Origin of the sequence: Micromonospora acroterricola, assembly GCF_003172955.1 — a bacterium.
Lineage (GTDB): Bacteria > Actinomycetota > Actinomycetes > Mycobacteriales > Micromonosporaceae > Micromonospora > Micromonospora acroterricola.
The window spans coordinates 1-14,527 of record NZ_QGKR01000131.1; the positions used below are offsets into that span (position 1 = coordinate 1).

At 73.3% G+C, this 14,527-nt stretch carries 16 protein-coding genes and 1 pseudogene; 7 read left to right on the top strand and 10 right to left on the bottom strand.

The window, feature by feature from the left end:
- On the bottom strand, window positions 1-1,028 hold a 1,028-nt coding region (locus tag DKT68_RS05315), incomplete at its 3' end, for an aldo/keto reductase (protein ID WP_109816317.1).
- A gap of 98 nt (window positions 1,029-1,126) precedes the next feature.
- On the opposite strand from DKT68_RS05315, the gene DKT68_RS05320 reads away from it, so the two are divergent.
- Window positions 1,127-1,609, top strand: coding sequence for a hypothetical protein (locus DKT68_RS05320; RefSeq protein ID WP_236646727.1), 483 nt, complete (start codon window positions 1,127-1,129; stop codon window positions 1,607-1,609).
- Window positions 1,610-1,637: 28 nt separating this feature from the next.
- Here DKT68_RS05320 and DKT68_RS05325 read toward each other — a convergent pair whose 3' ends face one another.
- Window positions 1,638-2,150 (bottom strand): HIT family protein, encoded by a 513-nt coding sequence (locus DKT68_RS05325; RefSeq protein WP_201748912.1) that lies wholly within the window; start codon window positions 2,148-2,150, stop codon window positions 1,638-1,640.
- Between the two features lie 206 nt (window positions 2,151-2,356).
- Between DKT68_RS05325 and DKT68_RS32520 the strand changes: the two genes are divergently transcribed.
- Window positions 2,357-3,094, top strand: a complete 738-nt coding sequence (locus DKT68_RS32520) for a D-Ala-D-Ala carboxypeptidase family metallohydrolase (protein ID WP_330848927.1) — start codon at window positions 2,357-2,359, stop codon at window positions 3,092-3,094.
- A 114-nt stretch (window positions 3,095-3,208) separates the two neighbouring features.
- Here DKT68_RS32520 and thrS read toward each other — a convergent pair whose 3' ends face one another.
- Window positions 3,209-5,218 (bottom strand): threonine--tRNA ligase, encoded by a 2,010-nt coding sequence (thrS, locus tag DKT68_RS05335; protein ID WP_109816307.1) that lies wholly within the window; start codon window positions 5,216-5,218, stop codon window positions 3,209-3,211.
- Window positions 5,219-5,437: 219 nt separating this feature from the next.
- On the opposite strand from thrS, the pseudogene DKT68_RS32615 reads away from it, so the two are divergent.
- Window positions 5,438-5,887: pseudogene (locus tag DKT68_RS32615) on the top strand (DUF1775 domain-containing protein); the annotation flags it as partial.
- Window positions 5,888-6,139: 252 nt separating this feature from the next.
- On the opposite strand, the gene DKT68_RS05345 reads toward DKT68_RS32615, so the two are convergent.
- Complete coding sequence (locus tag DKT68_RS05345; RefSeq protein WP_109816308.1) at window positions 6,140-7,060, bottom strand: ADP-ribosylglycohydrolase family protein; 921 nt, start codon at window positions 7,058-7,060, stop codon at window positions 6,140-6,142.
- Between the two features lie 73 nt (window positions 7,061-7,133).
- Here DKT68_RS05345 and DKT68_RS05350 point away from each other — a divergent pair, with 73 nt between their 5' ends.
- Together DKT68_RS05350 and DKT68_RS05355 are read left to right on the top strand one after the other, a co-directional pair.
- Window positions 7,134-7,823, top strand: coding sequence for a response regulator transcription factor (locus DKT68_RS05350; RefSeq protein ID WP_109816309.1), 690 nt, complete (start codon window positions 7,134-7,136; stop codon window positions 7,821-7,823).
- Window positions 7,824-7,852: 29 nt separating this feature from the next.
- The gene (locus tag DKT68_RS05355; protein ID WP_201748911.1) at window positions 7,853-9,256 is read left to right on the top strand and encodes a HAMP domain-containing sensor histidine kinase; all 1,404 of its coding nucleotides are present in this window, start codon (window positions 7,853-7,855) and stop codon (window positions 9,254-9,256) included.
- Window positions 9,257-9,471: 215 nt separating this feature from the next.
- Here the strand turns inward: DKT68_RS05355 and DKT68_RS05360 are convergent, their stop codons facing one another.
- The gene (locus tag DKT68_RS05360) at window positions 9,472-10,497 is read right to left on the bottom strand and encodes an adenosine deaminase (RefSeq protein ID WP_109816310.1); all 1,026 of its coding nucleotides are present in this window, start codon (window positions 10,495-10,497) and stop codon (window positions 9,472-9,474) included.
- Window positions 10,494-11,288 carry a trans-aconitate 2-methyltransferase gene (locus tag DKT68_RS05365; protein ID WP_109816311.1) on the bottom strand — a complete coding sequence of 265 codons (795 nt, stop codon included), beginning with the start codon at window positions 11,286-11,288 and terminating at the stop codon, window positions 10,494-10,496. The genes DKT68_RS05360 and DKT68_RS05365 overlap by 4 nt, the downstream gene beginning before the upstream one ends.
- A gap of 83 nt (window positions 11,289-11,371) precedes the next feature.
- Here DKT68_RS05365 and DKT68_RS05370 point away from each other — a divergent pair, with 83 nt between their 5' ends.
- The gene (locus DKT68_RS05370) at window positions 11,372-12,355 is read left to right on the top strand and encodes an aldo/keto reductase (RefSeq protein ID WP_109816312.1); all 984 of its coding nucleotides are present in this window, start codon (window positions 11,372-11,374) and stop codon (window positions 12,353-12,355) included.
- Between the two features lie 94 nt (window positions 12,356-12,449).
- Window positions 12,450-12,644 (top strand): hypothetical protein, encoded by a 195-nt coding sequence (locus tag DKT68_RS05375; RefSeq protein WP_109816313.1) that lies wholly within the window; start codon window positions 12,450-12,452, stop codon window positions 12,642-12,644.
- Between the two features lie 139 nt (window positions 12,645-12,783).
- Here DKT68_RS05375 and DKT68_RS05380 read toward each other — a convergent pair whose 3' ends face one another.
- From DKT68_RS05380 to DKT68_RS05395, 4 genes are all read right to left on the bottom strand, one after another.
- A complete protein-coding gene (locus tag DKT68_RS05380; RefSeq protein ID WP_088962828.1) occupies window positions 12,784-12,987 on the bottom strand; it encodes a cold-shock protein in 204 nt (67 codons plus the stop codon).
- 288 nt (window positions 12,988-13,275) lie between these two features.
- Window positions 13,276-13,548 (bottom strand): DUF4235 domain-containing protein, encoded by a 273-nt coding sequence (locus DKT68_RS05385; protein ID WP_109816314.1) that lies wholly within the window; start codon window positions 13,546-13,548, stop codon window positions 13,276-13,278.
- On the bottom strand, window positions 13,545-13,886 hold the full coding sequence (locus DKT68_RS05390; RefSeq protein WP_109816315.1) for a DUF3618 domain-containing protein: 342 nt from the start codon (window positions 13,884-13,886) through the stop codon (window positions 13,545-13,547). Before DKT68_RS05390 ends, DKT68_RS05385 begins: the two co-directional genes overlap by 4 nt.
- Window positions 13,883-14,317: a phage holin family protein gene (locus DKT68_RS05395; protein WP_109816316.1), complete on the bottom strand. Its 435-nt coding sequence runs from the start codon at window positions 14,315-14,317 to the stop codon at window positions 13,883-13,885. The genes DKT68_RS05390 and DKT68_RS05395 overlap by 4 nt, the downstream gene beginning before the upstream one ends.
- Window positions 14,318-14,527: the final 210 nt, after the last annotated feature.

A 14,527-nucleotide genomic window follows, 5' to 3' on the forward strand; every position in this document is an offset into this window, starting at 1 on the left:
GGCCAGTGGGGGCGGTCGGCGTCACGCAGGGCGGCGGTGCGCAGGGCGGCGAGTTGGCGTTCCACCTCGGCGAACTGGTCCGGCGGCAGTGGGCCCCGGTGCAGCGCTGCCGCGTTCTCCTCGACCTGCGCGACCGTACGACAGCCCGGGATCGGGATGGTGCGCCCGCTGCGCGCCCAGATCCACCCCAGCGCGCCCTGCGCGAGGGTGCGGCCGTCGGCGGTGAGGGCGGCGCGCACCGCGCCGACCCGGCGCAGCCACTCCGGCGCCGGCCGGCCGCCACGGAACCACTCCAGCCAGCCGGGCGTCAGCCCGCGCACGTCGTCGCGGGGCAGCGTGGAGGCGGCCGAGTACTTGCCGGTGAGCAGGCCCATCCCCAGCGGCCCCCGGTTGACGCTGGCCAGGTCGTACTTGTCGCACACGGCGAGCAGCTCGGGGGCGTCGCGCAGCACCGACAGGGTGTGCTGCACGGCGGTGGCACCGGCGGCGGCGTGCCCGAACGCGGTGGCCCGGTCGGGGCGGTCGGTGCTCCACCCGTACGCCCGGATCAGGCCCTCGGTGACCAGGTCCTCGCAGGTGCCGATCAGCGCCTCGGCCCGAGGCACCGACAGGTCGGCGAGGTGCAGCTGGTAGAGGTCGATCCGGTCGGTGTCCAGCCGGCGCAGCGAGTCGGTGACCGCCCGCCGCAGGTACGCGGGCGAGGCGTCCTCCCCCGTCGCCTGCCGGCTCGCCTCGTCGAAGGTGTAGCCCCACTTGGTGGCGATCACGGCCTCGTCGCGGCGGCCGGCGAGCGCACGCCCGAGCACCCGCTCACCGTGCCCCGCGCCGTAGGTGTCGGCGGTGTCGAAGAGGGTGACGCCCAGGTCGAGCGCGCGGCGCACGGCCCGCACCGACTCGTCGTCGTCGACCGCGCCCCAGCCCAGCGGCTGGGTGCCCTCGGCCCAGGGGCCGCCGATCGCCCAGCACCCCATGCCGAGGGCGCTGACCTCGATGCCGCTGCGCCCCAACGTCCGTGTCGTGACTGCCATCGAACGATCGTGCCACCTCCACCGGGTCGGGGCGTAGCACTTCCCGGGCCGGGGAGGCCGGGGCGCGGACGCCGACGCGGTGCGGCATGATCGGCGGCATGCGGCGGCTGGGCGTGGACATCGGCGGCGTGATCATCGAGCCGACCGACGAGGACGACGACACGTCCTTCTTCGGCGCGAACTACCTGCGTACTCCGAGCGTGGACGGGGCGTTCGACGCGCTCGCGGCGCTCGGCCCGGCCTTCGACGAGGTGCACCTGGTCTCCAAGTGCGGCGAGGCGACCGAACGCCGGACCCGGGAGTGGCTGGCCCACCACGACTTTCCGGCCCGCACCGGGATCCCCGCCGAGCGGGTGCACTTCTGCCGGACCCGGCCGGACAAGGCGCCGATCGCCCGGCGGCTCGGGCTGACCCACTTCGTGGACGACAAACTGGAGGTGCTCGGCTACCTCGACTCGGTGCCGCACCGCTACCTGTTCCGGCCCCGCCCGGCGGAGGTCGCCGCGCACGCCGCGCTGCTGCCCGGCGTACACCGGGTGGAGACCTGGCCGGAGCTGACCGCCCTGCTGCGCGCCGGCTAGCCCGACCGGCGCGCAGGCCGCGCGACGGTCAGGACGGCCAGGCGCGGGCGAGCAGGTCGCGGGTGTCGCCGAGCAGCTGCGGCAGGACCTTGGTGCGGCCGATCACCGGCATAAAGTTGGCGTCGCCGCCCCAGCGCGGCACCACGTGCTGGTGCAGGTGCGCGGCGATGCCGGCGCCGGCCACCCCGCCCTGGTTCATTCCCAGGTTGAAGCCGTGCGCGTTGCTGACCTTGCGGATCACCCGCATCGCGGTCTGGGTGTACGACGCCAGCTCGACGGTTTCCGGCTCGTCCAGGTCGGTGTAGTCGGCGACGTGCCGGTAGGGGCAGACCAGCAGGTGGCCCGGGTTGTACGGGTAGAGGTTGAGCACCACGAAGACGTGCTCGCCGCGGGCCACGACGAGGCTCTCCTCCGGCGGCAGCTTGGGCGCCCGGCAGAACGGGCAGCCGGTGGGCTTCTCGTAGCCCTCGGCCGGGCGGTCCTCCCCGGAGATGTACGTCATCCGGTGCGGCGTCCAGAGCCGCTCCAGGCCGTCGGCCATGCCGCTGTCCGTGTGCCGTTCCGCCCCAGTCACAGAGGCGATCCTACGGACCGTTCCGGTCGGTGGCGACGGCTGCCACCGACCCATGGGGGCGATGGGATTGGCGGCTGTTCAGAAACGCGTCGGTTGGAAGTTGTTGACGAACGAGGGCCGAGCCATGAAACTCCCATTCATTCATGTACTTCCATGAACCGATGGAGGACTTTGTGATCCGACGAATCGGCACCTTTCTCGCGGCCATCGCGCTGACCGCCGTCAGCACCGTGCTCGGCGTCACCCTGACCGCCGGCGCCGCGCACGCGGACGGCTGCTACACCTGGGGACGCATGCTGTCCCAGGGGATGTCCGGCGAGGACGTCCGGCAACTCCAGGTCCGGGTCGCCGGCTACCCCGACTACGGCACCGTGCTCACCATCGACGGCGCGTACGGCCCGGCCACCCGGTCCGCCGTGCTTCGCTTCCAGCAGGCGTACGGGCTGCCCGCGGACGGCATCGCCGGCCCGCAGACCTTCAACCGGATCTACGCCCTCCAGGACGACGACTGCACGCCGGTCAACTTCGACTACGCCGAGTTCAACGACTGCAACAGCGACTGGTCCGGCGGGGCGGTGTCGGCCAGCACCGCCCGGTTCAACGCCCGGGTCTCCATGTGGAAGCTCCAGGCCATGCGGCACGCGCTCGGCGACCAGCAGATCCGGGTCACCAGCGCGTTCCGTAGCTACGCCTGCAACAGCGCGGTCGGCGGGTCGTCGACCAGCCGGCACCTCTACGGCGACGCCGCCGACCTCGGCGCCACCCCGCACTCACTGTGCCGCCTCGCCCAGCAGGCCCGCAGCCACGGCTTCAACGAGATCCTCGGCCCCGGCTACCCGGGCCACGACGACCACACCCACGTCGCGCACAAGTCCACCCGGACCTGGTCGGCGCCCAACTGCGGGATCTGACGCCGGGTCGCCCACCCGAGATCGTGCTCGAACACGGAAGTAGTGGCCTCCCCGCGTCGGGGAGGCCACTACTTCATGGATCGGGCACGATCATCACCGATCGCGGCCGGCACGCTACTCCGCGGCGGCGGAGGGGCCGATGTTCGTGCGGGAGCTGACCACGTCGAGGACGTGGGTCACCGCCTCGGCGACCGGCACCCCGTTGCGCTGCGAGCCGTCGCGGTAGCGGAAGGAGACCGTGCCGGCGGCCACGTCGTCGTCGCCGGCGATCACCATGAACGGGATCTTCTGCTGCTGCGCGGTGCGGATCTTCTTCTGCATCCGGTCGTCACCCGCGTCCACCTGTGCCCGGATCCCCTCGGCGCGCAGCGCCGCGACGAAGCCGTGCAGGTAGTCGGCGTGGTCCTCGCGGATCGGGATGCCGACCACCTGCACCGGGGCCAGCCAGGCCGGGAACGCCCCCGCGTAGTGCTCGGTGAGCACCCCGAAGAACCGCTCGATCGAGCCGAACAACGCCCGGTGGATCATCACGGGTTGCTGCCGGCTGCCGTCGGCCGCCTGGTACTCCAGCCCGAACCGCTCCGGCTGGTTGAAGTCGACCTGGATCGTGGACATCTGCCAGGTGCGGCCGATCGCGTCCCGGGCCTGCACCGAGATCTTCGGCCCGTAGAACGCCGCGCCACCCGGGTCGGGCACCAGCTCCAGGCCGGACGTCGCGGCGGCGGTGCGCAGCGCCTCGGTGGCCTCCGCCCAGTCCTCGTCGGCGCCGATGAACTTCGGCGAGTCGTCCCGGGTGGACAGCTCCAGGTAGAAGTCGTCCAGGCCGTAGTCGCGCAGCAGGTCCAGCACGAAACTGAGCAGCGTGGACAGCTCGCCGGCCATCTGCTCACGGGTGCAGTAGATGTGCGAGTCGTCCTGGGTCAGGCCGCGTACCCGGGTCAGGCCGTGCACGACGCCGGACTTCTCGTACCGGTAGACCGTGCCGAACTCGAACATCCGCAGCGGCAGCTCCCGGTACGACCGCCCGCGCGACCTGAAGATCAGGTTGTGCATCGGGCAGTTCATCGCCTTGAGGTAGTAGTCCGCGCCCTCCAGCTGCATGGGCGGGAACATGGTGTCCGCGTAGTACGGCAGGTGCCCGGAGGTCTGGAACAGCTGCGCCTTGGTGATGTGCGGGGTGTTGACGAACTCGTACCCGGCGGCCTCATGGCGCTGGCGGGAGTAGTTCTCCATCTCCCGGCGGATGATGCCGCCCTTGGGGTGGAAGACCGCCAGGCCGGAACCGATCTCGTCGGGGAAGCTGAACAGGTCCAGGTCCGCGCCGAGCTTGCGGTGGTCGCGCCGGGCGGCCTCCTCCAGCAGCTTCAGGTACGCCTTCAGCTCGTCGCGGGTGGGCCACGCGGTGCCGTACACCCGCTGCAGTTGCGGGTTCTTCTCCGACCCGCGCCAGTACGCGGCGGCCGAGCGCATCAGCTTGAACGCGCCGATCAGCCGGGTGGTCGGCAGGTGCGGGCCCCGGCACAGGTCCGACCAGCAGACCTTGTCCTCCTTGGGGTCGAGGTTGTCGTAGATGGTCAGCTCGCCGCCGCCGACCTCCATCACCTCGTCGGTGTCCAGGCCCTCGCCCTTGACCTCGATCAACTCCAGCTTGAACGGCTCGTCGGCCAACTCGGCGCGCGCCTCGTCCAGGCTGCCGAAGCGACGCCGGCGGAACCGCTGCCCGCTCTTGATGATCTCCTGCATGCGCTTCTCGAGCTTGCTGAGGTCGTCGGGCTGGAACGGCTTGTCGACGTCGAAGTCGTAGTAGAAGCCGTTCTCGATCGGCGGGCCGATGCCCAGCTTCGCCTCGGGGAACACGTCCTGCACGGCCTGGGCGAGCACGTGCGCCGTGGAGTGGCGCAGCACGGTGAGCCCGTCGGGCGAGTCGAGGCTGACCGGCTCGACGACGGTCTCCTCGGCCGGCGACCAGTCCAGGTCGCGCAGCCGGCCCTCCGGGTCGCGGACCACGACGATCGCCTTGGGGCCGTTCGCGGGCAGTCCGGCCGCGGCCACCGCGTCGGCCGCCGTGGTCCCGGCGGCGACGACGACGGGGTCGGCCACGGCGGGGGTACGGGGTGCGGACACGGTGAATCCTCCAAGCGGTACGAAACGGAAGCCGATCCTCGGCCCCTGCCGATGCTATCGGTCCACCCTCCCCAGCTGAGGAAGGGCACCTTCTTCACGCCTCCGCCACCGGAAGGGCCCCCTCTTGACGGTCGCGTTGAACCTTTCGGCGCTCGGAGCCGAACTAGGAGGTGTGGCCGGAACCGGTGCCGGTCGCGTCGACACGGATGGGGGCACGAGATGGCGAGCACGTACGGCGGTGGCCGCCGGCGGCGGATCGCGGCGACGACCGCGCTGATCGCCGCCGGGCTGCTGCTCTGGCCCGGTACGGCGCACGCGGCGGACCTGACGACCACCCCGACCGAGGCCCGGCAGGGCGACGCGGTACGGCTGGAGTTCACCGTGCCGGAGGAGCGCCCCGGCACGACGACCCGCCAGATCGAGGTCCGGTTGCCGGCCGACGCGCCGGTGGCCGAGGTCTACCCGATGTCGGTGACCGGCTGGGCGCCCCGGATCAGTTCCCGCACCCTGGACCGGCCGGTGGCCGGCATCCACTCCTCCGGGGTCACGACGGTGACCACCGCGGTGACGTGGGTCCGGGTCGGTGCGAGCGAGCCCGGCCCGGCCCGGCTGGCGCTGTCCATGGGCCCGCTGCCGCAGGCCGAGCGGCTCACGTTCGAGGTCGTCCAGACGTACGCCGACGGCACGGTGGTCCGCTGGGCGGACGCCACGGGTGCGCACCGGGCCCCGGTGCTCACCCTGCTGCCGGCGACGGCGGGCGCGGCCGGCCCGGCCGGCAGCCCGCGACCGCCACCCCGGTCCGCGCCGGCTGAAGTCGCCCCACACCGGCCGAGCCGGCCACACCGCCCGCAGCCCGCGGGCCGCACGATCGACGGCGGCATCCAGCGCAGCCGACGGTTCAACGCGGCCTTTGCCAGAAGGTCAGGGCGCCCAGGTGGGCAGCGGTTCGCGGGCGGCCAGCCACGGCTCGGGCACCCCACCGGGCGTGCCGACGCCCGTGTACGCCGCCACCACCGCGCCTGCGATGGCGGCCGTGGTGTCGACGTCCCCGCCAGCCTGCACGCAGGTCCGGATCGCCGCCGGGTAGTCGTCCAGGTGGGTGGCCGCCACCCAGAGGGTGAACCCGACCGTGTCCTGGGCGGTCACCCGGGCGCCGTTGCCCAGCTCCGCCACCACCCGGGGCAGCGGGCGGCCCAGCAGCCCGGCCGCCCGGTGCACGCCGCGGTGCACCTCGGTGCCCGGATCGACCGCGGCGGCGATCCCGGCGAGCAGCCGCTCCGGGGCCGGCCGGTGCCCGTCGAGGCGGGCCCGGGCGGCCAGCGCGGCGGCCACCGCCACCGCCACCGCGCCGGCGATCCCCTCCGGGTGCGCGTGGGTCACCTCGGCGGAGGCGCCGGCGTGCGCCGCCGCACGGGCGGTCGAGTCGGCGAAGTACGCGCCCAGCGGGCCCACCCGCATCGCCGCGCCGTTGCCGCAGGAGCCCTGACCGTCGAAGGCGGACGCAGCCGCCACCGGCCACGGGGTGCCGGTGCGGATGAGCCGCAGGATCAGCATCGCCCCGGCGCCGTAGCCCCGGCGCGGGTCGCAGCGCTCGGCGAACGCCAGAGCCAGCCGGTCCCGGTCGATGCCGCCGGACTCGGCCAGCTCGGCGAGGACGGAGCACGCCATCTCGGTGTCGTCGGTCCACTCCCAGGGGCCGGGCGGCAGGTCGCCTGCGGCGAGTTCCTCCGGGCGTGCCCCCGGCAGGAAGGACTGCGCGCCGAGCGCGTCGCCGGTGGAGAGACCGGCGAGGCTGTCCCGGGCGAGTGCCAGGCGGGCGTCGGCGAACAGGGTGAAGGACATCGTCGTACCAGCTTGCCCGCTCGTCAGGTACGCCGCAACGCGATCAACTTGCCAGGCCAAGTACGGTCTTGGGGTGGCCTCCGTGCTCCTGGTCGAAGACGATCACGTCGTACGCGGCGCGATGCTGCGGTCCCTCACCGATCGGGGGCACGCCGTGCATGCCGTGGGCACCGCGCTGGACGCTCTGCGCCGGGTCGCCGCGGAGACACCCGACCTGGTCGTTCTGGACCTGGGCCTGCCCGACCTGGACGGCTCGGACGCGCTGCGGATGCTGCGCGGCATCACCGACGTCCCGATCATCATCGCCACCGCCCGTGACGACGAGCAGTCGGTCGTGAAGCTGCTGCGCGCCGGTGCCGACGACTACATGGTGAAGCCGTTCACCGGGGCGCACCTGGACGCCCGGATCACCACCGTGCTGCGCCGGGCCGGTCGGGCCAGCCGCAGCGTGCAACCGGCGGTGCACTCGGTCGGCGGGCTGCGGGTGGACGTCGGGGAGCGCAGCGCCCACCTCGACGGGGAGCCGCTGGCGCTGACCCGCAAGGAATTCGACCTGCTGGCGTATCTCGCCGCACGACCCGGGCGGGTAGTGTCCCGCCGGGAGCTCTTGGAGGAGGTATGGCGGCAGCCATCGGTCGGCGAGGATCAGACAATCGACGTTCACCTGTACTGGCTTCGCCGAAAGATGCGCGAGTCCGCGGCGAAGCCGCGCTACCTGCGCACCGTGCGGGGGGTCGGGTTCCGGCTGGTGGCACCGGACTGAGGACCGCGCTGGCCCTGCTCACGGCCGGCATGTGCAGCCTCGTCGCGCTCGCCTTCCTGATCCCGCTCGGTCTGAGCCTGCGCGATCAGACCCGGGAGGAGGCGATCGGCGACGCGGCCCGACGCAGCGCGCTGGTGACCGGGGCGCTGGCGGTGAGCACCGATCCCGCGGTGGTCGAGCGGGCGGTGGTGGCCAGCGGCGACGGCGCGGCGACCCGACCGGTGGTGCACGGGCTGGGGCTCGACGAGTCCGCCGGCCGGGCCAGCGACGCCGACCTGGACCGGGCACGTGCCGACCGGCGTTCGCTGGTCGCCGACGTCGACGGCGGGGTGGTCCGGCTCGACCCGGTGGTCCTCGGTGACCGGACGGCCGTGGTCGAGGTCTTCGTGCCGGACTCGACGTTGGGCGAGGGCTCCGGTGGCACCTGGCTGCTGCTGTTCGCGGTCGGCGCGGCGATGGCCGGCGCGGCGGTGCTGGTCGTCGACCGGGTCGCCGCCCGCGCCGTGGACTCGACCCGCGGCCTGGTCAAGGCCGCGCTCTCGGTCGGCGACGGCGACCTCGGGGTACGCGTGGAGCCGACCGGCCCGCGCGAGCTGGCCGAGGCCGGGTACGCCTTCAACCGGATGGCCGACCGGCTGGACGCGGCCCGCACCGACGAGCGGGAGCTGGTGGCGGACCTGTCGCACCGGCTGCGTACCCCGCTGACCGTGCTCCGACTGGACGCGGAGGCGTTGGAGTCCGACGACACCAGCGTGGGGTCGTTCTCCGAGGCGGAGCTGGACCGGCGGCGCGGCATCCGGCGGATCCGGCAGGCGATCGTCACCCTGGAGGGTGAGATCGACGTGCTGATCAAGACGACCCGCAAGGCGGTGGCGCACGAGGCCGGGCCGGCGATGTGCGACGTCAGCGAGGTGGTGCGGGACCGGATGGTGTTCTGGGCGGCGCTGGCCGGCGACCAGAACCGGCCGCACCGGGTGACCGGCGCTCAGCTGCGCATCCCCGCGCCGGTGCCGCGCGCCGAGCTGGCCGCCGCGCTGGACGCGGTGATCGGCAACGTCTTCCGCTACACGCCGCAGGGCACCGCGTTCGAGGTGGCGGTGTCCCGCCGGGACGGTTACGTGGCGATCCGGATCGACGACGCGGGCCCCGGCATCGCCAACCCGGACCGGGCGCTGCGTCGGGGCACCAGCGACCAGGGCTCGACCGGGCTCGGCCTGGACATCGCCAAGCGGGTGTCGTTGCAGGCGAACGGGTCGGTGAGCATCGACCGCGCCCGGCTGGGCGGCGCCAGCGTGGTGATGCTGCTCGCCGACCCGGAGGCGACGCCCCGGCAGGTCAGCCGGTTCGGCCTGGTCGGCCGGATGGCGCGGGACGTCCGGGAGCAGAAGGCCAGCGGCCGCCGCTGGCCCCGGCAGCGCCCCACCGACGGCTGACCGCCCCGGGGTTGTGCGCCGGCGCAAGTCTTCCTTAGATCACGGTTAACGACGGTGGAGAAGCGGCCGCGGGCTGTCAGGATCGAGGCACGAACCCACCAGTTCCACCGGCCAGCGCACCGCGCACCCACCGGCCGGTGGAGCCGCGCGCGCGGCGGGAGTCCAGGTCCCCCCACACCCACGCTCCCGCCGCGCGCCCTGCTCCCTCGAACGGCTCAGCCGGCGACGGCGGCGAGGTGAGCGTCGATCTCCGCGGCGATCCGCTGCTTGCCGGCGGGGTCGAGGAAGGACGCGGCCACCGCGTTGCGGGCCAGCCCGGCCAGCCCCTGCGGGCCAGCCCCGAGCAGCCGGGCGGCCACCGCGTACTCGTCGTTGAGGGTGGTGCCGAACATCGGCGGGTCGTCGGAGTTGATGGTGACCAGCAGCCCGGCCTCGACCAGCCGGGGCAGCGGGTGCTCGTCGAGTTTGGCCACCGCCCGGGTCCGCACGTTGGACGTCGGGCAGATCTCCATCCCGATCTGGCGCTCGGCCAGGTAGGTGAGCAGCTCCGGATCCTTGGCGGCGGAGATGCCGTGCCCGATGCGCTCGGCGCCCAGCTCGTTGAGGGCGTCCCAGATCGTCTGCGGGCCGGTGGTCTCCCCCGCGTGCGGCACCGAGCGCAGCCCGGCCGCCCGAGCCTGGTCGAAGTAGGGCCGGAACTGCGGCCGGGGTACGCCGATCTCCGGGCCGCCCAGGCCGAAGCTGATCAGCCCGTCCGGGCGTTCCTCCAGCGCGATGCGCAGCGTCTCCTCGGCCGCCGGCAGGCCCGCCTCACCGGGGATGTCGAAGCACCAGCGCAGGTCCAGGCCGAAGTCGACCGAGGCGCGCTTGCGGGCGTCCTCGATGGCCTCGCAGAACGCCGGCGCGGGGATGCCCCGACGCACGTGCGAGTACGGGGTGATGGTCAGCTCCGCGTACCGGACCTGCTGGCGGGCCAGCTCCCGGGCGACCTCGTGGGTGAGGATCCAGACGTCCTCGGGGTCGCGGATGAGGTCCACCACGCTCAGGTAGACCTCGATGAAGTGCGCGAAGTCGCGGAACTCGAAGTAGCTGGCGAGCGCCGCCGGATCGGCCGGCACCGGGGTGCTGCCTTCGTGCCGAGCGGCCAGCTCGGCGACGATGCGGGGCGACGCGGAGCCGACGTGGTGCACGTGCAGCTCCACCTTGGGCAGTCCGGCGATGAAGGTGGACAGGTCGGTCACGGGTTCTCCTCGGCACGGTCGCCGGTGCGGGCGACGACGAAGACGCGGCGGAACGGGAAGTAGACCCGTCCCCGCCGTACGGGGTAGGCGGCGGCGAGCCGTACCTCCAGCTCGGCCCGGAACGCCGACCAGCCGGCGGCGTCCAGGGCGGCCCGGACCGGGCGCAGCGCGGTGCCCTCCATCCAGGCCAGCACCGGGTGGTCGGCGGCGGGTCGGGCCGGCAGCAGGTGCACGTAGGTAGTCTCCCAGGCGTCCACCGCGCAGCCGGCACCGGTCAGCAGCTCCGCGTAGTCGGCCGGGTCGTCGACCGGGTCGGCGCGCAGCAGCGGGGCCAGCTCCGCCCGCCAGGCCGGCCGGTCGGCGACCTCGCGCAGCGCCCGGTGTGAGGGCGCGGCGAAGTTGCCCGGGACCTGCATCGCGAGCCACGCGCCGGTGGGCAGGTCGGCGGCCCAGCGGCGCAGCAGCGCCTGGTGGCCCGGGACCCACTGGAGCGCTGCGTTGGTGATCAGCACGTCCTCGTCGCCGGTTGGCCGCCAGTCCCGCAGGTCGGCGACGGCGAAGTCGACCGGGGCATCCAGCGCGGCGGCCCGGTCGATCATCTCCGGCGAGGAGTCGAGGCCGACCACCCGGCTCGTCGGCCAGCGTTCGGCGAGGGTGGCGGTGAGCTGGCCGGGGCCGCAGCCGAGGTCGACCACCGTGCGGGGCCGCGCGGCGGGGATCCGGGCCACCAGGTCGTGGAACGGCCGGGAGCGCTCGTCGCCGTAGCGCAGGTACGTCGCCGGATCCCACATCGTCGCCTCCCAAACCGTACGTCCGTCTTGTTTACCGTACGGCTCGCGTGGCAGCCCGGCAAGCCGATCACTAGGCTCAGAGCATGGAACAGCGCAGCTTCACCCGGCTCGGCCGGACCGTCGGAGTGGTCGGCCTGGGCGCCTGGCAGCTCGGCGCGGACTGGGGCACCGTGAGCGAGGACGACGCGATGGCCGTGCTGGCCGCCGCCGTGGACGCCGGGGTCACCTTCCTCGACACCGCCGACGTGTACGGCGACGGCCGCAGCGAGCAGCTGATCGGGCGCTTCCTGCGCTCCCGTCCCGACGCCGGGCTGACCGTCGCCACCAAGATGGGCCGCCGGGTCGAGCAGCGGCCGGAGGCGTACACCCTGGCCAACTTCCGGCAGTGGACCGACCGGTCCCGGGCCAACCTGGGCATGGACACCCTGGACCTGGTCCAGCTGCACTGCCCGCCCACCGCCGTCTTCGGCGACGACGAGGTCTTCGACGCCCTGGACACCCTCGTCGCCGAGAAGGCCATCGCCGGGTACGGGGTCAGCGTGGAGACCTGCGACCAGGCGCTCACCGCGATCGCCCGGCCCGGGGTGGCCAGCGTCCAGATCATCCTCAACGCGGTGCGGCACAAGCCGCTGGAGCAGGTGCTGCCCGCCGCCGCGGCCGCCGGGGTGGGCATCATCGCGCGGGTGCCGCTGGCCAGCGGTCTGCTCTCCGGCCGGTACGACGAGCACACCGAGTTCCCGGCCGACGACCACCGCAACTACAACCGGCACGGCGAAGCGTTCGACGTCGGCGAGACGTTCTCCGGGGTCGACTACGAGCGGGGGCTGGCCGCCGTACGCCGGCTCGCGCCGCTGGTCGACGCGGACCGCAGCATGGCGCAGTTCGCGCTGCGCTGGGTGCTGGACCAGCCCGGCGTCACCGTCGTCATCCCCGGCGCCCGCGACGCCGACCAGGCCCGGCGCAACGCCGCCGCGGCCGACCTGTCGCCACTCTCGGCCGGGCAGGTGGCCGGCGTGCGCGAGGTCTACGACGAGCTGATCCGCCCGCAGGTGCACGACCGGTGGTGACCCGCTCACCGCGGGTGCTCGCGCCGCGCCGCCCGACCCGCCATGCTGTCCCGGCGGGGCGGCGCGCCGGCCGACCCCGCGGAGGGGGGACGCGATGAGGGGCTGGCTTCCGCTCACCCTCGGCCTGCTGGCCGTCGTGATCGGTGCGGTGTGGACGGTGCAGGGGCTCGGCTACGTCAGCGGCAGCGTGATGACCGACCAGCGCGTCTGGGCGGTGCTCGGCCCCGTCGTGGCCCTGGCCGGGCTGGTCGTGCTCTGGCTCGGCCTGCGCTCGCGTCGCCGACCCTGACCCGGCGACCGCCGGTCCGCACAACGGCGCCGGGGTGGGCGACAGACAGGGAAAGCCCCGCATCCCGGACGGGATACGGGGCTTCACAACGACCACTGGCCGGGTCGTCCCACTGGCCGGCGGGGGCCGGCCGCACTACTCAGATCGGACGGACCTGCTCGGCCTGCGGGCCCTTCTGACCCTGAGCGATCTCGAACTCCACCCGCTGGTTCTCCTCCAGCGAGCGGTAGCCGCTGGACTGGATGGCCGAGAAGTGGACGAACACGTCAGCACCCCCGCCATCGACGGTGATGAAGCCGAAGCCCTTGTCAGCGTTGAACCACTTCACGGTTCCCTGCGCCATGTGTATCTCCTTCTAAAACCGGTGGCCGTGCACGCCGTACGGCCGATTGGCCGTTTCGAGCAGCGGCGCCTGAGGCGGCCCCCACGAAGGAGACTTCTCTCAACCCACGCCATCTCGCAGCAGCGTGGAACAGCAAATCACGTACCCAAAAAGCCTGTCACGACCTCTCCGACGAATTTCTCCGACATGTGACCTGACGGATGTCCGAGATCGCTGGCCGGCGTGCGACGCCATGCGAAAGGCCCCCTTCCCGTCGATGGGGGAAGGGGGCCGATGTCGCCGCGCTGGTCAGTCCGGCCAGTGGCCGGTCATCCGGCGGACGCCGACCGCGCCACCCCGGTCCACGGCGGCCCGGACCACCGCGAAGATGGCCCCCTGCAACGCCGCCGCGGCCAGGATCTCGCCCCAGCCACGGTCCTCGTCGGTGGCGCTGGGCGCCTCGCCGTCGCCCGCCGTGACCTTCCAGACCTGCCGGAAGATCGCGCCGGCCACCGTACCGGCGGCGATACCCAGCAGCACGCCGGCCGGTCGGTACGCGGCCCTGCCGATGCCCTTGCTCACCTACGCCTCCCCCGCACGATCATCAGCACCACCACGGTGGCCACCGCACCGGCGGCGATGGCCGCCCATGGCACCGGGTTGCGTCGAACCAACTCGCCCTTCTCGTGTGCCTGCGCCCGCGCGTCCTCGGCGCGGCGCACGGCCTGCCCGCGCACGCGGGCCACGGTCTGCGCCGCCTGCTCGCGCATCCGCTCCTTCGCCTGCCCGGCGGACTCCTTCAGTCGCGCCTTGACGTCCGCCTTGGCGGCCAGCGCCTCCATCGTCTCGCCCAACTCGACGCGGGTGCGACGGATCTCCTCGCGGAGCGCCTCCGTGTCACCGGTCCCGTTGCCCGTCATGACCGTCCCCTGTCCTTCACCGCGGCGGTGACGGTGTCCACGTCGGCGCGGAGGCTGCGGACCGTGTCCGCCGGAACCGGCGGGACCGCACGGCTGACCTGCTTCTTGCCCAGCAGGGCGAGGACGCCGGCCACCAGGAAGAGGGCGACCGCCACGATCAGCGCGGCGGCCCAGGCGGGCAGCACCAGGTCGAGCAGCAGGATCGCTGCGGCGACCAACGCGCCCAGGCCGAAGAACGCCATCGCCCCGCCGCCGCCGAACAGACCGATCCCGATGCCGGCGTGCTTGCCCTTCTGGGTCAACTCCGCCCGGGCCAGCGCAAGTTCGTCCCGCACCAGGCGGGAGACCTGCTCGGTGGCCCGCTGCACCAGCTCGGCGGTGGAGGGCTCACTCCCGTTCTGGGATGTGCGGGCGTTCGTCACATCAGCCATGCTGTCCTCCTTTCCTCATCACCGCGCTGTATGCCCGGAGTCGCCGCCCGTCAATCCTCCAAGAGCGCCAACCCGGTCGCCGTCCCCGTCGTCCGGTTGCACCCCGGCTCGGCGTCCGGCCGCCCCCCGATCACGGTAGAGACGTCCGGCAGCAGGTCCCCCGCCTAAGCCCGGTCAAACCTCCCGGAACGGACGGGACCTCACCTACTC